The following is an 18,427-nucleotide window of genomic DNA, read 5'->3' on the forward strand; positions in this document are numbered from 1 at the left end:
TCAGCTGAATGGCGGAAGTGGACCTGCCTGCTTCTTCGAAATAGGATTTGAGCTTGTCTTCTGTTGCGCCTTTCTTGCGGAATACGATGATATTGCTGACGGAATAATTGCGTTGTAAGAATTTATAAATACCTGTGCAATGCGTCATCAGGGTGGAGCTCAGCATCACATAGTTGGGGTTATTGCTGGCACCGGCTTCGTTGGGGAGATTGGCATTGATGAATGGAACGCTCAGTTGGTTAGCCAGGTAGGCCAGTTGGGCGGCTTCATTCACATTCACGTGCCCGATGAGCAGGTCGGCTTCCTTCACTTCATCACTGGCAATCAGGTCTGTGAATTTTTTGGATACGCTGCGGGTATCATACACAAAGAGATCGATCTTCAGGCCTTCCTTGCGGAGGGAGTCCACGGCCAGTTGGGCGCCTTCGTAAAATTCAAGTCCCGGGTTGATGAATTTCGGGAATGATTTCGCGTAGCGGTAATTGCCGGCGGCATCAAAAGCGGAATCAAGGTAAAGCGGGGAGAAGAGTGCAATACGGTATCTCGCCTTCACTGTGTCTTTAACGGGTTCCGGTGCGAATACGGTATCCACCTGGGCCGTTGACACAATAGATTGCAATAATGCAAATACGGACAGTAATGCAATGATGCCAATTCGTTTCATCTGAGATCGGTTTGTTTTTCCAGGATCAGAGGCCCTGTCAACCACTAGAGGGTTATTCCCACTCGATGGTTGCAGGCGGCTTGCTGCTGATATCATATACAACGCGATTGATGCCTTTCACATTGTTGATGATATCATTGGAAATAAATGCCATGAACTCATAAGGCAGGTGTGCCCAGTCGGCGGTCATACCATCCACGGAGGTCACTGCGCGCAGGGCTACAGTGAATTCGTAGGTCCTTTCATCGCCCATCACACCAACACTCTTCACGGGCAACAGGATAGTTCCTGCCTGCCAAACCTGGTCATAGAGATTATAATCCTTCAAGCCCTGTACATAACGGTAATCTGCATCCTGCAATAATTGTACCTTTTCGGGAGTGATCTCGCCCAGGATCCTGATGGCCAGGCCTGGTCCGGGGAAAGGATGACGGTTGAGCAGGTCTGCCGGAATGCCCAGTTCCTTACCCACACGTCTTACCTCGTCCTTGAAAAGAAAACGGAGAGGTTCTACCAGTTCCAGTTTCATGGTATCAGGAAGTCCGCCCACATTGTGGTGGCTCTTGATAGTCACGGATGGACCGTGAACACTCACGCTCTCGATCACATCAGGGTAGATAGTGCCCTGCCCGAGCAGTTCAACGCCTTCGATCTTATTGGCTTCTTCCTGGAAAACGTCGATGAAGAGCTTTCCAATGGTCTTGCGTTTAGCTTCAGGATCGGTTTTGCCGGCGAGCTGGGAGTAGAAAAGCTCTTTGGCATCGATGCCTTTTACATTCAGACCGATGGATTTATAGATATCCAGTACCTGCTGGAATTCGTTCTTGCGGAGCACGCCATTGTCAACGAAAATACCGTACAACCTGTCGCCAATGGCACGGTGGATCAGGGTTGCGGCAACAGTTGAATCCACACCACCACTGAGGGCCATGATCACTTTGCGGTTGCCGATCTGCTCTTTCAGTCTGTTGATGGTGTCTGTGGCAAAGTGTGCAGGCGTCCAGTCCTGGCTGACCCCGCAGATATTCACGAGGAAATTCTTCAGGATCTTCTTGCCTTCGATGCTATGATACACTTCCGGGTGGAACTGTACGCAGTAGAGCGGGTTTGGACCTGCATCCTGTTTGAAGGCAGCGTAGGGGATGCCTTCAGTAACGCCCAGTACGGAGAATCCGGCGGGGAGCTCCAGTACGGAATCGCTATGGCTCATCCATACCTGGGAATTGTCCATGATATCATTCAGGAGAACATCGTTGGTCTTTTTCTGGAAGAGAGCACGGCCGTATTCGCGTTTATCGCTTTTGGCAACATGGCCGCCGAATTTTTTGGCGGTGAGCTGTGCTCCATAACATACGCCCAGTACAGGCACTTTTTCATTGAAGCCGGCAATGTCCACATCCGGGGCATTGGGGTCGTTCACAGAAAAAGGGGATCCGGAAAGAATGATGCCCTTCAGAGAGGGATCGAACTGGATCTTACTGTGAAAAGGAACAATTTCGCAATAAACATTGGCCTCACGCACGGCCCTGGCTATCAACTGAGTATATTGACTTCCGAAGTCTAAAATGAGTATCTTTTCCGTCATGGTGCTGCGAAGGTAAGAAAACGGCAGGAGCTTTCAAGGGGTGTAACATTTTACAGCATGCTGCGTCAAATAGGTTGGCAGGGCGCTATTAAATCGCCAACTTTGAGCAGCTAAAAACCAAACTGAACATGAAAAAAATTCTTCTGTTAACACTTCCCGTTATCCTGATCCTGGGTGCGTGCAACTTTGTAGGCGGTAAAAAGGTCCGTGGAAAAGGATCCGTTACCACTACAGACCGCTCCGTTGGATCATTCAGCGGCGTGAGCTCCAGCGGCTCATTTGATATTTACGTTTCTTCCGGACCGCAGGCTGTTAAGATCGAAGCGGAGGAAAACCTCCTTCAATATATTGAGACTGAAGTGCGCGATGGCATTCTGCGTGTTCGCACCAAAGACGGGTACAGGCTTCGCCCCAATAAAGACGTAAAGATCTTTGTGACCAATCCCACTTTTAATAAGATCCATAGCTCCGGTTCCGGCAATATCATTGGCGAGAACAAGATCAGCTCCAGCGAAAAGCTGGAGGTGAGTGTGAGCGGCAGCGCCGATGTGAAGCTGGAAGTGGATGCTCCTGAAGTGGAGTCTTCCATCAGCGGCAGCGGCAATACCGATCTCAGAGGCAATACCAGGATCTTCGAAACCAGGATCAGTGGCAGTGGAAATGTGAATGCCCTGGAACTGATGAGCGAAGAAACAACTGTAAAGATCAGCGGTAGTGGCGATGTAAGCGTGTTTGCCAGTGTGAAACTGAAAGTGAATGTAACCGGTAGCGGTGATGTGAGGTATAAAGGAAATGCTACGGTGGAAAGCAAGATCACCGGTGGCGGCGGGGTGACCAAGGTGGAGTAAAGAACAGTATTCCGTATTTGAGATAGGTACATAAACAAATGAGACTGTTGCGATATTGGCAACAGTCTCATTTGTTTACTATATTTCTAATCTTAGGATTACCTGGCGGTAGTGATTGATGCTTCTGTTAAACATTCTTTACTCTTCACCGTCCCGCTTTAGAACAACAGTAGCTGCTGGCGTCTGTGGATATAATAATTTAATTGTATTAAACCAATAAAACAGCGCCTCCCCACTTTTTACAAACTTAATTTTCTTGTTCAAGAAATTGTATTCTGAATGAGTGATTAAGCTGGCTTTCATATCAAAGGTAGTCTTGTCAAATCGGAGTAATGGCCCACTCTCCTCTTTCAAAATATAGGCGGCCAGATAAGCAGCCTTTGCAGTAGAAAGTAAGGCATCTTCTAACTTATATCCCTTTTTATCGAAAACAAAATGTGTGAATTGATTAATGCCTGTTATCAATTCCTTTAACTTTTCTTCATTGCCGGGTGTGGACTTTTGGCCAATCGCAAGCAACATGGCTGTATCTATCGTGTCTTGTAATACCTGGTCAACGGAAGTAATCCCACGTTCTGCCCTATATTGTATTTCAGCGGTAGCAGCAGTGTGATAGGCCTTGCGGACCAGTTCTACATCATCAATATGGTCAAATAAATTACCTACGTCGAAAAGCTGTTTAATGATTTCCCGTTCTTTCCTGACAAAATAGGGTACACCTGTGGTACATGGAGCAAAGGCCACCATTTTATCACCAGTGATTGAATTGATGCAGGGTACCCTGACATTGACATGATCTCCATCGTGTTGCACCCAGGTACTGATTATCGGCCTGTCTACCGTAGCAGGGTAAGGATTTTCTGCAAAAAGTACATCTAACAATATTTCAGACTCCGGGTTCTGAATCACCTGGTTATCCTTTTTATTTGGCCTGTTGGAGGTATAGAAGAATTTATAATGTGCTTTGGGGATTTCGCCTTTATAGCTACGCCGGTCATCTAATTCCATCCGGCTAAAAGAACTACTTACGGCAACTTTGGCCAGATAGGTTTCCAATTTCTCCCTGGTTATGTCCACAGGCACAACGATATCTATATCCACTGAAAATCTTCGTGGCTCATTCATTAATATAACCAGACTTGTTCCTCCTTTGAAGATGAATGACAGTTTACTTAATTGTAACTGTTCGACCAGATGAAGTGCGTAAATCATTTTTTCGATCAAAGCTGGGTCCCTTCCAGACTCTTGTCGCTTTAGTTCAAGCCAATCGGCGGAAAAAGAGTTTGCATGTATCATTCAACAAGATTGTGGGGTATGTCAGTAGTTGCCAGGATGAGATCCTTCAACTCTCTTGCTTTATTACGGCGTTTAGCGTATTGAAGCAATTTTGCAAAGTCAACTGCGAAACGGTGATATGCATTATTTAGCATAACCGAAAATTCACTTCCTGAAAAGGTTGAATAGAACGATGGCTCACAAAATATGTCTACCAATATTTTCTCAAGTGTAGGAAGTATATAACCTTCTGCAGGTTCTAAAGGTGCTCTACTCAACAATTTTTTAAGAAAATATGTTGGTGTCGTGCGGTTAGCATATTCCAGGTAATCTTGATGTCGCGCTTTAATGGGAAAACCAATTCCGCTAATAGCATTTTCCCACACTAAATCAAATGCATCATTTTCTACTTCTATCACATCCCATGAGCGTGCTGGTTGGTGTAACATGAGATCGTTCAATTTCTGAGTGTTCCAAACACATGCACGAATGTCTGGATAAGCTTTGATGATTCTTTTATAGATTTTTATTCCATTATCAGATGCTGAGATTTTAAAGGTGGGTTTAATTCGTATTGTAAAAATTCCACGTTTTACCGATTGAATGATGCCGCGTTGCTTTAACTCATGAATGCGCCAACGAAAAGTAGCCATCTTTAGGTCTGGCTCCCATTCTTTAAAAAATGAAAACAACTCATCACTAGAGAAGGTATCCCTCCCTAAAAACTTTTCTGCTAATTTGGTACTATAATTATTGATTATCAATTTTATATAACTATTTAATTATTTGGCAAAAATTTGATTTCAAATATTTACCAAATCTATTAATTATTTGGCATTTTATTGAAATCAAATATTTGATATTATTTTCAAAAATTGGCAAATGTTGGAACCTATAATTAGGCAATTTCCATACAAAACCAAGCCACTTCAAAGCAAAAAAGGGAGAGATTTTCGTTACAAAGTTTTAAAAACGTAACAAAAATATTTAATGTGTTGGAAATTAATAGAAGTAGCGCTACATGGAACTTTGAAAGCCTGACTTTCAAAGTTCACGTTTTTGATCACAGGTTTACATACTTCACCCTGATCCAGATATTCCGGTTCCTGCCCTTATCATCCGTGCAGGAGATCTTCACCGGTCCTTCTGCAGGTATAAAGAACTGTTTGCTCTTTACATCGGCAGCCTTGTAGAATTTATCATCGATATACCAGAATACTTTCCCCACGTCGTTGCCCACATTACAGGTGAGTTGCAATGGCTCGGGATTTTTCTTGCTGATCAGGTACTCAGCGCCATTCTTGGGGAAGGTGATCACCGGTGCACCGCCTGCAAATACCCGCTCACAATTGGGATTATGCGGCGGGATCTGAACATACATGATATGGTGCTCGTCAAAGTAATGCTGTATCTCAGGGCTCACGATCTTGTACCATTTCTTTTTATAGCCCGATTCCGGCTGACAGGTTTTGCAGTAAGACATCTTTTCATCGGGTGAAACGGCCATCTCCTCCTGGTTGCTGCAGGTCTGTGTACCGGAGATCAGCGGAATGAAATAATCGGTAACGGTACTGCTGCAATGATCTGAAGGAGGCATGCCGGTTTCGGAACAAACCATTCTCACTTCAACATCCTTTGGTTGGGTGAACCACTCCTGGTCACTGTCGTAATCAATGGTATTGAAGATGCGGAAAAGCAGGGGCGTGGCCACGTTCGCGCCGCTCAGTTCGGGAATGCCAAGGGCCGAAAAGTTTCCTACCCAGACACCTACCGTATAATTCTTATTGTAACCGATGCTCCAGGCATCGCGGCGGCCATAACTGGTGCCGGTTTTCCATGCGATCCTGGGCATGCGTTCCGTGCTCTGCCAGTTGAGCGGAAAGTCCGGGCGGTTCACCTTGCTCAGGGTTTCATTGATCATATAGGTAGCAGCAGGAGAGAGGATCTTCCGGGAGATGACTGCATTCCTGGTGGTATCGGGTTTGGTATAATTCGGCCTGATATATTTTCCATCGTTGGCAAAAATAGTGTAGAGGCCGGTGAGCTCCTGCAGGTTGGAGCCGCATCCGCCGAGGATCAGCGAAAGCCCCAGTTTCTTCTGGTCTTTACGCACCTGCATAAAATCGCAGCTACTGAGGGCCTGTATGAATTTATCTTTCCCCAGCCACTGCAATCCTTTTACAGCGGGTATATTCAGGCTATGTTCCAGGGCATACTCCATGGTTACGAAACCATTGAATTGTTTATCGTAGTTCTCGGGAGCATAACCGCCATAGTTCACGGCTACGTCCGTCATTACAGTTTTTGGCGTGAGCAGCCCTTCATCGATACACATCCCGTAAAGCAGGGGTTTGAGCGTGCTGCCCGGCTGCCGGATGGCTTTGGCGCCGTTCACCTGCCCGCCATCAGTGGTATCGTAGAAATTGGCGCTACCCAGATAAGTGATCACATTATGTGTATGGTTGTCAATGATCACAACAGCTGCATTTCGGATATTCTTCAACGTTAGAGAGCGGCTGTAATCCTCCACGATCTTCTCTATCTTAAGCTGGGTATTGAGCTCTATATTGGTATGAATGATATCGCTGCCGTTCTTTTGCAGCTGGTAAGCAAGGTGAGGGATCAGTTTGGGCGCTTCCTGCCGGGTGGCATTGAGTGGCTCGTCCAGCGCATCTTCGATCTCTTTTTCCGTGAACACTTTATCCGCCGCAAATTTCCGCAACCAGCGGTTCCGCTCTTCCACGATCTTATCATTGTTCTTCCCCATAACCAGGGAGGAAGGACGGTTAGGAATAATACTTAAAGCAGTGATCTCTGCCAGGGAAAGATGATCGGGGTTCTTTTTGAAATACAGGGTGGAGGCGGATTTAACGCCCTGCAGGTTACCGCCGTAGGGTACCAGATTCAGGTAGAGCTGCAGGATCTCGTCCTTACTGTATTTCCATTCCAGCTGGCAGGCGCGGAACATTTCCCTCAACTTGTTAAAGTAGGTGCGGCGTTTGGGTTCAAGTGCCCGGGCCACCTGCATGGTGATGGTGGAAGCGCCGGAAGTTCTTTTCATCCGGAAGATATTTTTGGTCATCGCACGCAGGATCGCTGCGCCATTTACACCGGGGTGATAGTAAAAATACCTGTCTTCTTTTTCAATGATGGTCTTTCTCAACAGCGGGGAGATCTCTTCCAGTTCAGTTTTCATTCTCCATTGCTGATCCTTTGTGAGGTAAGCATGGATCACTTCTCCTTTATTATCGGTGATGATGGTAGAGTAGTCTACATTGTCGGGGACCGGGAAGATCCGGTTGAGTAACAGGAAAAGCAGGAACGCGGCAATGCCGCTCCAGGCAAGCCTTTTGGCCCATTTCAATAAACGCGGTCCGTACTTTTCTTTCATGTCAGCATGCTGCGTTGTGATACAGATGCAAGGTATCACCATTTCGCTGGTTTCTTTTCATGAATTAACAAATACTTATCTCCGCAAATTTGCACCTGCCTGTGCCCGTTATGTACCTTAACATTACAATCCTTTTTATGGGCCAGACAAGCCTTCCCCCTTAGTTATACACATTCCATCCCGCATAGCTTTCAACCTACAAACAAAAAACATATTTTTGGCCCCATAATATCTTTCCTATATGCGTAAACACCTGTATGCTGTTGCCACCCTGCTGATATTAACTGTAATATCGGCCTGTAACAGAAGTGTTGTTAACCTGGATTACACCAATGCAAAAGATGAAGTATCGCCATTAGGCAACCTGGTGTTCCGGTTCGATAAATCCCTTGTACCTGATTCCCTGCTCAACCGCTGGGACTCTACCGAGTATGTATCTTTCTCTCCAAAGATCCATGGCCGCTTCCGCTGGGAAGGGCCGGACCAACTGGTATTCTCACCGGCCCAGGCATTGCCGCCGGCTACCAGCTTTTCCGCCTCTCTGAAAAACGACCTGTTGCAGTACAGCAAACTGGGACGAATAGGAAAGTCCGATGTGAAATTCTCCACGCCGGCGCTGAAACTGGATAATACCAATGTAACCTGGGTCCTGGATGGCAGTACAACCGCCACGCCACAGGTTGATCTCTATTTCAACTACCAGGTGAACCCCAACAGCATCAAGGATAAACTGAAGCTTACACTGGGAGGTAACCCTGTTAACTACTCCGTGGTTACGCTCAGCAATGATAGTCGCGTTACCCTGAAACTGCAGGGGGTTAAGCAGGAAGATAAAGACCTGGAAGTGAAACTGGCCCTGGATAAAGGCCTGGTCCCTGAAGGTGGCACCAACGGTACTGCTGAAGTGATAGAGAACAATCTTTTCATCCCTTCTCCTTTCAATCTTACCATTAACGATATTTCTGCCGAGCATGATGGTTCCGGTGGCATCGTATACGTGCGCACCAGCCAGCAGATCCAGCTGAGCAATCTTGCTTCCTTTATTAAGTTCGACCCGGCAGTGAAATTCACCGTTGCGGAAACTGAAGATGGTTTCTCTATCAGCAGCGATCAGTTTGCCTCCGATAAATCATATGTGCTCACCCTGCAGAAAGGCCTTCGTGGCCGCATCGGAGGTACACTCCGTGAGCAATACGACGGAAACGTTGCCTTCGGTGAACTGGAGCCCAGCATCGGCTTTGTAAATAAGAAAGGTATGTACCTGGCTTCCAAAGGCAACCAGAACATAGAAGTGAAGATCACCAACGTACCGAAAGTGAAAGTGGTGATCTCCAAGATCTATGAAAGCAATATCCTGGTGGCACAACGCTATGGTTACTCTCCCCGCAATACAGGAGGCTATAGTGATGGCGAGGAATACTATTATTCCGATTACTCCAATGATCTCACCATGGGTGATATCATTTATGAAAAAGAAATAGAAACAAGAAGCCTGGAGAAATTCGGTAGCAGCCGTCTCTTTAAAATGAATATCGAAGACAGGTTGCCTGAATTCAAAGGCATCTACCATATCATGATCCGCTCCGCCACCGATTACTGGGTGAACGATAGCCGATTGATCTCCAAATCAGATATCGGTCTGATCGCAAAGGAAGGCAATGGTAAGATCATTGTATTCGCCAACTCCATTCAAACGGCGCAGGCTGTGAATGGTGTGAACATTGTGGCCTACGGCAATAACAACCAGGTACTGGGAACTGCCGCCACCAATGCGGAAGGTGTGGCCGAGATCGCGCTGAGCCGTAAAGAATTTGCAGGTTTCAGACCAGCCATGATCATCGCAAAGACTGCGGAGGATTTCAACTTCCTTCCTTTCAATACCACATCTGTAAACACTTCCCGTTTTGAGGTGGGTGGCAAACGCACCAACAGCACCGGCCTGGATGCCTTCATCTATCCCGAGCGCGATATCTACCGCCCGGGTGAGAAAGTGAATTTCTCCGTGATCATCCGCGACAGGCAGTGGAAATCTCCCGGTGAACTGCCGGTGAAACTGAAATTCCTCCTGCCGAACGGAAAGGAGATGAAGAACTTTCGCAAATCACTCAATGCACAGGGCTCACTGGAAGGTGATGTGGAAATTCCCGTATCCGCCATTACCGGTAACTATGTGCTGGAAGTATACACCAGCAATGATGTATTGCTGGGCAGCGAAACCTTCAATATTGAAGAGTTTGTGCCAGACAGGATCAAGGTATCGGCAACGCTGGATAAAACAAGCCTCGCGCCTGGTCAGACTGGCAACCTTGCCATCAATGCCGTGAATTTCTTCGGGCCTCCCGCTGCCAACCGCAAGTATGAGGCAGAGATCCAGGTGAGATCGAAATATTTCAGCCCTAAAAAATACCGTGGTTACGATTTCGGTATCCAGAATATCGGGGTATCGCTGGATAAGGATGTAAAGGAAGGAAGCACGGATGCCAATGGTAATGCAGCCGTTTCCTATGCGGTTCCTGAGATGTTCAAAAATGCAGGCGTGCTGCAGGCTACATTCTATACAACTGTATTTGATGAAACCGGCAGACCGGTAAGTAAGAATACCAGTGCAGATATCTTCACGCAATCGCAGTTCTTCGGCATCGGAGGTGATGGTTTCTGGTATTATCCGCTCAACCAGGCTATCCGCTTCCCGCTGATTGCACTGGATAAGAGCGAGAACCTGCTCAGCGGTGCAAAGGCCCAGGTGAAAGTGATCAAGAAGGAATACAGGACCGTGCTCACGCGTGACGGTGATTATTTCCGCTACACTTCGCAACGCGATGATAAAGTAGTGGCTGATCAACAGATCAATGTTACCGGAGAACAGGCTGCATACAACTTTACGCCCCGCTCTCCAGGCAGTTATGAACTGCGTGTATCCATCCCCGGTGCATCGGCCTATGTAAGCAAAGAGTTTTACAGTTATGGCTATTGGGGTGGAGATAACAACTCCTTTGAAGTGAATACGGAAGGGAATATCGATATCTCCGTAGATAAGACCAGCTACCAGACCGGCGAGAGTGCGAAAGTGCTTTTCAAGACTCCGTTCAGTGGCCGGATGCTGATCACCATGGAAACAGATCATGTGATCTCGCATCAGTATGTGAATGTGGAGAACCGCACTGCCTCCGTTGACCTCAAACTCAGCGCAGCGCACCTCCCCAATGTATATGTCACTGCCACGCTCATCAAACCGCATGAGGTAAGCGATATGCCGCTCACCGTGGCGCATGGCTTCCAGAGCATCCGCGTGGAAGAGACTGCCCGTAAGATCCCTGTGCAGATCGTTGCATCGCAGGCGGTCCGTTCCCGCACGCATCAGACCATCAAGGTGAAAGCAGCTCCCGGCAGCTTTGTTACCCTGTCTGCTGTTGACAATGGCGTACTGCAGGTGAGCAATTTCAAAACGCCTGATCCATATAACCACTTCTATGCAAACCGAGCACTGGAAGTGAATGCATATGACCTCTATCCTTTACTGTTCCCTGAACTGCGCGCAAGGCTGAGCAGCACCGGTGGTGACGGCGAAATGGATATGAACAAACGCACCAATCCCATGCCAGCCAAACGCGTGAAGATCGTTTCTTACTGGAGTGGTATCAAGCAGGCCGATGGTAGTGGCGAAGCAACCTTTGAATTCGATATACCTCAATTCAGTGGTGAAGTGAGACTGATGGCTGTTGCCTATAAGAATGAAAGCTTCGGCAGCGGTGAAACCAATATGAAAGTGGCCGATCCGATTGTACTCAGCACGGCGCTGCCAAGGTTCCTTTCTCCGAAAGATACTGTTACTGTTCCGGTGGTGATCACCAATACCACCGCCAAAGCCACTACGGCTTCTGCTACACTCACCGTGAGCGGACCGCTGCAGGTGGTGGGAGCGAAGAGCCAGTCGGTAAGCCTGGGCGCCAACAGCGAGAACAGGGCCATCTTCCAGGTGGTAGCTGCTCCTTCGGTGAGTATCGGCAAAGTGAGAGTGGATGTACAGGGACTGGGCGAGAAATTCTCCGATGAAACCGAGATCAGCGTGCGTCCCGCATCACCACTGCAATTGCAGACAGGCAGCGGCTCGGTGGTGAACAGCAATGTGCAGAAACTGAATATCCCGCTCAATGATTTCATGCCAGGTTCCGTGGATTATTCACTGGTGATCAACCGCTCGCCGGCACTCGACCTTGGTAAACAGTTCCGTTACCTGGTGCATTATCCATACGGATGTACAGAACAAACGGTGTCAGTTGCCTTCCCTCAATTGTATTACAGTGACCTTGCTGAACAGATGCAGCTGAAGAACAGTACTGCCAAATCCAGCGCCAATTACAATGTGCTGGAAGCAATCCGTAAGATCAAACTGCGTCAGTTGTATTCAGGCGCCATCACATTGTGGGATGGAGAGGGAACGGAGAACTGGTGGACCAGCGTGTATGCCGCCCATTTCCTGGTGGAAGCGCAGAAAGCAGGTTTCGATGTAAACAAGAATGTACTGAATGGTGTGCTCGGGTTCATCAACAACAAACTGAAGAACCGTGAAACCATCGAGTATTATTATAACCAGAACCAGAAGAAGAAGATCGCTCCCAAAGAAGTGGCCTATTCATTATATGTACTGGCATTGGCAGGTAAGGCCAATGTTCCAGTAATGAACTATTACAAGAGCAATGCCCAGCTGTTAAGCCTGGATTCAAGATACCTGCTCTCCGTGGCCTATGCTGTGGCAGGTGATAAGGGCAAGTTCAGGGAGATCCTGCCAGGATCCTTTACCGGTGAGGTTTCTGTGGCGCAGACAGGTGGCAGCTTCTACTCCGATATCAGGGATGAAGCCATTGCGCTCAGCGCGCTGATAGATGCCGATCCCGGCAATCCGCAGGTAGGTGTGATGGCAGGTCATGTGGCCAGCCTGATGAAACAGCGTTACTGGTACAGCACGCAGGAGTGTGCATTCAGCTTCATAGCCCTGGGCAAGATGGCGAAGGCTGCCAACAAAGCCACCGTTACAGCTGAAGTGAAAGTGAATGGTAAAGTGGTGGGCAGGACCAACGAGAACGGTGCTATCAGGCTCACTGCAGCACAACTGGGCGGAAACAATGTGGAGATTGTAACAAAAGGAGAAGGAAGATTGTATTACTTCTGGCAGAGCGAGGGAATCAGCGTAAGCGGTTCCTACAAAGAGGAAGATAATTTCATCCGGGTGCGTCGCAGCTTTTTCGACCGTTACGGCCGTGCAGTAACTGGCAACAGCTTCAAGCAGAACGACCTGGTGGTAGTGAGGATCACCCTGGAGAAATCTTACGCTGGATCTATCGAGAATATCGCGGTGTCTGACCTGCTGCCTGCAGGTTTCGAGATCGAGAACCCACGTACCAAAGAGATTCCGGGAATGGACTGGATCAAGGATGCAGCCACACCCGAAGCGCTGGATGTGCGTGACGACAGGATCAATCTCTTTGTGAATCTCTACAGCACCAAACAGACCTATTATTATGCCGTAAGGGCCGTATCGCCCGGTGTATTCCAGATGGGACCTGTAAGCGCTGATGCCATGTATAATGGAGAATTCCACAGCTATCACGGAGCAGGCACTATCCGGGTAGATCAATAAGATAACGGTGATAGACACACTAAGGCCTTTACTGACAACGTACGCTTACAATATCATGGGCTCCCTGCACGATGCTAAAGACATCGTGCAGGATGCCTTTTTGAAGTTCATGCAGGCGGATACGGAACATATCGAAGACAAAAAGGCTTACCTGGTGCGTATGGTGATCAACCTGGCCATCAACCAGAAGAACCGGCAGCAGAAACTGATAGACAGTTATCCCGGCGAATGGCTGCCGGAAATGGTAGCCACCGAAGGGGCGGACAGCATCGTCAATACCAAAGATGTGTTGAGTTACTCCCTGCTGGTACTGCTCGAAAAGCTCAATCCCAAAGAAAGGGCCGTCTTCATCCTCAAAGAAGCCTTCGATTACGGTCACGAAGAAATAGCGCAGGTGCTGGAACTGAGCGTGGAGAATTCCCGCAAGTTGCTCAGCCGCGCCAAAACAAAACTCAAAGAACCGGCACCACAGTCGGATTCCAGCGTTCCTTCCGGCTTCCTCGATAAGTACCTGGATGTGATCCGCAGTGGCGATACACCCAGGCTGGAACAGCTCCTGCACAAAGACATCCTGGTGATCTCCGATGGAGGAGGCAAAGCTGTAGCCTTCCGCAATCCGGTTGTTGGTATCCAGAATGTGATCAAGCTCCTGCATGCCATCGAGCATAAATACTATTCAAAATTCCGCGTAGCACAGCATCTTATCAATCATCAGCCTGCGCTCTTCTATTATGATGAAGCGGAGAAACTGGTAACGGTAATGGCGTTTGTGATGGAAAATGGGCAGCTGACCAGCGTATACTTCATGCGTAATCCCGATAAACTGAGAATTTTACAGGAAACTTTTTAAAGGTTGTCACGTTCCGGAATGCTTGTTTGTTATTATATCAAACAAGTAAATTTTATACATATGGAACGTATCAGTTATAGCGAAATGCCCGAGGGCGTTTATGCTACTTTGAAAGGATTACAGGATTATGTGGAGAATTCCGGTCTGGGACATATTCTCATCGGACTCATCAAAATGCGGGTTTCTTATATCAATAGCTGTGCGTATTGCATCGATATGCATTACAAAGATGGTGTTGCGTCTGGTGAAGATCCCAAACGGCTGTATTCACTGCCAGCATGGAGGGAAACTCCTTATTACACGCCCAAAGAGCAGGCGGTACTGGCCTTTGCGGAAGAGCTCACTTATCTTCCTGCCAATAAAAATGCAGATGATATTCATGAAGAGCTGAGCAAATATTACAGCAAGGCGGAGATCATGAATATTACCATGGCTATTATTGCGATCAATACCTGGAACCGTTTCGTGCGTTCAACCGGACCGAAGCCAGGAATGCACAAAGGAGTAGCCCATAAATAATTACTTACGCGAGTGAGCTCCCTGATTATTTGATTACTCTGAACACCGGGTATTGCATATGCCCGGGCTCGTAGTAGGGGGATTGTTTAAAAATGAAATCAAGTTGTGCGTAAGCACTTTTTGCGAAGGCCGTATCCACGGCCTTTTTTTCATTCAGCTGTTTTTGAAGTGCAGGATGCTGGAGGAGATAATCCGCAGCTTTGTCTTCAAACGCATAACTGCTGAATCCTTCTTTCTGCACCAGGATCCCATCGAAGAAGTTCCAGGCGAAATAAGAATCGGGGGCATGCGGCTCCAGTACTTCCACCAGGAAGCGGTTGCCCGGTTGGTCGAGGGGAATATAATAATCTCCCTGGCGGAATGTTTTTGTGATGTGGCGGCTGCTGATTCTTACATCGCTGTTGTTGTGATGTGATTCATAAGGCCGTTGAGAAGCGGTATAACTTTCTATGCGATAGGCTTCCACGGGGAAACTGCTGTCTTTACTCAGCTGTCGCATTTTGATATTGTTCGTCTTCAGCAGGTCGATCACTTTCCACCATCCCTGCGGGATCACATAAGCAACGGGTTTGTCAACGGTTGTTTTGACGTTGTACTGATGGAAATAGGGGATCTCTTTGGTCCAGGGTTTTGAGCGGTCATAGAACAACCTGGGCAGTCCGGATACTTCACTGGGCTTCATGCCGGATTCAAATCCTTTGTAGGTAACGGGAATGGATACCTGCTTATCTGCTTCCCAGGCAATGGGGAAACTGCTTTGTGTTGTGGTTGCTTTTTTTGTCTGGTCTCTCAGGGTTTTGATCTGCGCGCTGTTCTTACTGGTGAATTCAATAAAACATTGCATGAGTGCGTAAGTGGATAACACGCGCTGCGGGTAGCTTTTCAGCATATGCGTTTCGGGAACGAAGGCGAAGGTATGCCATAGAGAGGCGAAGCCACTGCTGTAGCGGGGGCCGTCGAAATAAGCACTGAGGCCTGCTTCCGGCGTTTTACCGGCGAAGTCAACATAAGGGACCAGGTCGTAGCCTTTTGCCTGCATCTGTTTGTAGAGGGCAGGCTCGAAAGTATTGTGAAGGAACTCGCCCATGGCGCCTCCCAGTTTGTTGTGCTGGGAAGTGAGGAGGGTCATGATATGCTGGTAGTCCGCGCCATTGCTCACATGGTTGTCGATGAACACATCGGGATCGCAGGCATGAAAGATTTGGGCAAAGGAACGCGCTTCGCGGGTATCGCATTTGATGAAATCCCGGTTGAGGTCCAGGTTCTGCGAATTGCCCCGGGAGCCGAATTCAGCGGGTCCGTTCTGGTCAACCCGGTAAAAAGGGCTGCGGTTGAGGCATCCTCCGATATTGTACACCGGGATGATAGCGAGTACCACATTACCGGGGAGCTGGTATTTACCGGTGAGGGCGTCGCGTACCAGCAGCATGCTGGCGTCGATACCATCTGGTTCGCCGGGGTGGATCCCGTTATTGACGAGTATGATGCGTTTGTTCTTTTTGCGGAGGCTGGCCAGGTTAGTGTCTTTGTCTTTGGAGACGATCACCAGGTGCAGTGGGAATCCGGCATCGGATGGTCCCATGGTAAGCATGGATACTTCGGCAAAGCGTTTGTCGAGCGCCTGCCACCAGGTTATGATCTCCGGGTACGTGGGTGTTTCCTGTCCGTTACTCTGTTCGTAACGGGTGGTGATGGGCTGGCTGAAGCTGAGGCCTGTGAAAAAGCAGGCAAGGATAAAGAGCAAAGCAGATTTTCGCATAGTAAACCGGGTTGGAGGATAAAAATAGGAAAGCCGGGGTTCTGATGCCGAAAAAAATGCTGAAAACGAAAAAAGTCCCGCCGTGTCAGCGGGACTGATATATTTGAATAAGTTCGGTAGCTTAGTTAGCCAGAGCGTTCACCCTCTTAGCCAGCTTACTTTTCAGGTTAGCTGCTTTGTTACGGTGAATAACGCCTTTCTTTGCGAGCTTGTCGATCAGTGAAGCCACTTCAGGCATTTGCTCACCGGCTTCTTTACCAGTTTTTATTGCCTTCAGGTCACGGATAGCATTGCGCGTAGTCTTTCCGTAATATTTATTTCTTTCGCGACGTTTTGTGGCCTGACGCACATCTTTTTTGGTAGCCTTATGATTTGCCATTTCGTTTCTAAAATTAAGGACGGCAAAGGTAAGAGCTGGAGGGATACTATCCAAACAAGTCTGAAAAAAAGTTCCGGGACAGTTCCAGGCCCGCTGCTGGCAGCTTTGACCTAAACTTCAGATTCTTAGCCATTTACCTTTTGTGATAAATTGAAGGGCGAAGGTACAAAAAATCTGGCTCATTGCCCGAAAACATCCTGTTTATGGCCTGTTTGCGTAAGGATGGCACTGTCAGCGGCAGTGCCGGCATTCTCTTCCACAACCTTCCGGTCCTTTAATTTGTTAATATAACGGACACAGAATTTACCCCTGAATATGGCTGGAATCTCATATGGGCGGGCGTTTCAGCCCTCAGGCAAGTGACTGTCCCAACTTTAATGCAAAAAATAACCTGATCGGCTGTTAATCAGACCAATCGTGGTTATATTTGTAGCCCGAATTTTAAACTTTTTAGATTCAACCGCTTCTTCATGAAGGACTTTTCGTATATCACTAACTCTCATCCTGCCTTTGTAGAGAGTCTATACCAGGATTTTTTGAAAAACCCAGAAGGTGTAGACCCCGAGTTCAGAAAATTTTTTGAAGGTTTTGATTTCGCTGTAGCTGAAGGTAAGGCCGCTGTGAACGGACAAGCCACCAATGGTGTATCGTCTGACTCAGCAACGGCAGCTGCTGGTATCGACTGGAAGAAAGAAGTGGGGGCATACCGCCTCATCATCGGCTACCGTAACAAGGGCCACCTCATTGCAAAGACCAACCCCATCCGCCAGAGAAAGGACCGTGGCGCCAACCTGGAGCTCTCTTTCTACGGACTGTCCGAAGCGGACCTCGATAAACAATTCCAGGCCGGAAACATGATCGGCCTCGGTACAACCACCCTCCGGAATATTCTCACCCACCTGCAGCAGACATATGCCAACCACGTGGGTCTGGAGTTCAAATATATCAGCGACCAGAAGAAGGTTGACTGGCTGACCAATGAAATGGAAAAGAATTTCGGACGTCAGCTCGGTATCGATCAGAAACGCCGCATCCTGGAAAAACTCAACCAGGGCGTGATGTTCGAGAAATTCCTCCATACAAAATATGTAGGACAGAAACGATTCTCCCTGGAAGGTGGCGAATCCACCATTGCCGCACTGGACGCTATCATCAATACCGCCGCCAACGGAGGTGTACAGGAAGTGGTGATCGGTATGGCCCACCGCGGCCGTCTCAACGTACTGGCCAATGTAATGGGCAAAACCTATGAGCAGATCTTCAGCGAATTTGAAGGCACTGCTAAAATGGACCAGACCATGGGCTCCGGAGACGTGAAATATCACCTCGGATATGGCAGCGAAGTAACCACCCCCGATGGCAAGACCATTCATCTCAAACTCATGCCCAACCCGTCCCACCTGGAAGCGGTTGACCCGGTAGTGGTTGGTTTCGCACGCGCCAAAGCAGACGTTCTTTACGAAAGCGATTACGATAAGATCCTCCCCATCCTGATCCACGGCGATGCCAGTATCGCAGG

At 48.0% G+C, this 18,427-nt stretch carries 12 protein-coding genes; 5 read left to right on the forward strand and 7 right to left on the reverse strand.

Translation table 11 applies throughout. The features are described from left to right. Together ACTHMC_RS04110 and guaA are read right to left on the reverse strand one after the other, a co-directional pair. A partial coding sequence (locus tag ACTHMC_RS04110; protein ID WP_440411051.1) for an ABC transporter substrate-binding protein occupies positions 1-664 on the reverse strand: 664 nt, incomplete at its 3' end. A 52-nt stretch (positions 665-716) separates the two neighbouring features. Then, positions 717-2,249, reverse strand: coding sequence for a glutamine-hydrolyzing GMP synthase (gene guaA, locus ACTHMC_RS04115; RefSeq protein ID WP_440411053.1), 1,533 nt, complete (start codon positions 2,247-2,249; stop codon positions 717-719). Between the two features lie 128 nt (positions 2,250-2,377). Between guaA and ACTHMC_RS04120 the strand changes: the two genes are divergently transcribed. Further along, positions 2,378-3,097 carry a head GIN domain-containing protein gene (locus tag ACTHMC_RS04120; protein ID WP_440411055.1) on the forward strand — a complete coding sequence of 240 codons (720 nt, stop codon included), beginning with the start codon at positions 2,378-2,380 and terminating at the stop codon, positions 3,095-3,097. A 138-nt stretch (positions 3,098-3,235) separates the two neighbouring features. Here ACTHMC_RS04120 and ACTHMC_RS04125 read toward each other — a convergent pair whose 3' ends face one another. The 3 genes from ACTHMC_RS04125 to pbpC form a co-directional block, all read right to left on the reverse strand. Further along, on the reverse strand, positions 3,236-4,393 hold the full coding sequence (locus tag ACTHMC_RS04125; RefSeq protein WP_440411057.1) for a nucleotidyl transferase AbiEii/AbiGii toxin family protein: 1,158 nt from the start codon (positions 4,391-4,393) through the stop codon (positions 3,236-3,238). Then, the gene (locus ACTHMC_RS04130) at positions 4,390-5,136 is read right to left on the reverse strand and encodes a DUF6577 family protein (RefSeq protein ID WP_440411059.1); all 747 of its coding nucleotides are present in this window, start codon (positions 5,134-5,136) and stop codon (positions 4,390-4,392) included. The genes ACTHMC_RS04125 and ACTHMC_RS04130 overlap by 4 nt, the downstream gene beginning before the upstream one ends. 299 nt (positions 5,137-5,435) lie before the next feature. Beyond that, positions 5,436-7,763 carry a penicillin-binding protein 1C gene (pbpC, locus tag ACTHMC_RS04135; protein ID WP_440411061.1) on the reverse strand — a complete coding sequence of 776 codons (2,328 nt, stop codon included), beginning with the start codon at positions 7,761-7,763 and terminating at the stop codon, positions 5,436-5,438. Positions 7,764-8,004: 241 nt separating this feature from the next. Here pbpC and ACTHMC_RS04140 point away from each other — a divergent pair, with 241 nt between their 5' ends. Genes ACTHMC_RS04140 through ACTHMC_RS04150 form a run of 3 tightly spaced genes read left to right on the forward strand, consistent with a single transcriptional unit; the run spans position 8,005 to position 14,770 of the window. Continuing rightward, a complete protein-coding gene (locus tag ACTHMC_RS04140; protein WP_440411063.1) occupies positions 8,005-13,401 on the forward strand; it encodes an alpha-2-macroglobulin family protein in 5,397 nt (1,798 codons plus the stop codon). A 7-nt stretch (positions 13,402-13,408) separates the two neighbouring features. After that, a complete protein-coding gene (locus tag ACTHMC_RS04145; protein ID WP_440411064.1) occupies positions 13,409-14,251 on the forward strand; it encodes a sigma-70 family RNA polymerase sigma factor in 843 nt (280 codons plus the stop codon). 60 nt (positions 14,252-14,311) lie between these two features. Next, positions 14,312-14,770, forward strand: coding sequence for a carboxymuconolactone decarboxylase family protein (locus ACTHMC_RS04150; RefSeq protein ID WP_440411066.1), 459 nt, complete (start codon positions 14,312-14,314; stop codon positions 14,768-14,770). A 25-nt stretch (positions 14,771-14,795) separates the two neighbouring features. Here the strand turns inward: ACTHMC_RS04150 and ACTHMC_RS04155 are convergent, their stop codons facing one another. Next, complete coding sequence (locus ACTHMC_RS04155; protein ID WP_440411068.1) at positions 14,796-16,529, reverse strand: M14 family metallopeptidase; 1,734 nt, start codon at positions 16,527-16,529, stop codon at positions 14,796-14,798. Between the two features lie 121 nt (positions 16,530-16,650). Next, positions 16,651-16,908: a 30S ribosomal protein S20 gene (gene rpsT / locus ACTHMC_RS04160; RefSeq protein ID WP_440411070.1), complete on the reverse strand. Its 258-nt coding sequence runs from the start codon at positions 16,906-16,908 to the stop codon at positions 16,651-16,653. Between the two features lie 536 nt (positions 16,909-17,444). Here rpsT and ACTHMC_RS04165 point away from each other — a divergent pair. Then, a partial coding sequence (locus tag ACTHMC_RS04165) for a thiamine pyrophosphate-dependent enzyme (RefSeq protein WP_440411072.1) occupies positions 17,445-18,427 on the forward strand: 983 nt, incomplete at its 3' end.

The organism is Pseudobacter sp., from assembly GCF_051955275.1.
GTDB lineage: Bacteria > Bacteroidota > Bacteroidia > Chitinophagales > Chitinophagaceae > Pseudobacter.

Bases quoted from the DNA above. Each gene is read 5' to 3' on its own strand.
- ACTHMC_RS04155 (WP_440411068.1), bottom strand. From the start codon at position 16,529: ATGCGAAAATCTGCTTTGCTCTTTATCCTTGCCTGCTTTTTCACAGGC.
- ACTHMC_RS04125 (WP_440411057.1), bottom strand. From the start codon at position 4,393: ATGATACATGCAAACTCTTTTTCCGCCGATTGGCTTGAACTAAAGCGA.
- rpsT (WP_440411070.1), bottom strand. From the start codon at position 16,908: ATGGCAAATCATAAGGCTACCAAAAAAGATGTGCGTCAGGCCACAAAA.
- ACTHMC_RS04150 (WP_440411066.1), top strand. From the start codon at position 14,312: ATGGAACGTATCAGTTATAGCGAAATGCCCGAGGGCGTTTATGCTACT.
- pbpC (WP_440411061.1), bottom strand. From the start codon at position 7,763: ATGAAAGAAAAGTACGGACCGCGTTTATTGAAATGGGCCAAAAGGCTT.
- ACTHMC_RS04120 (WP_440411055.1), top strand. From the start codon at position 2,378: ATGAAAAAAATTCTTCTGTTAACACTTCCCGTTATCCTGATCCTGGGT.
- guaA (WP_440411053.1), bottom strand. From the start codon at position 2,249: ATGACGGAAAAGATACTCATTTTAGACTTCGGAAGTCAATATACTCAG.
- ACTHMC_RS04140 (WP_440411063.1), top strand. From the start codon at position 8,005: ATGCGTAAACACCTGTATGCTGTTGCCACCCTGCTGATATTAACTGTA.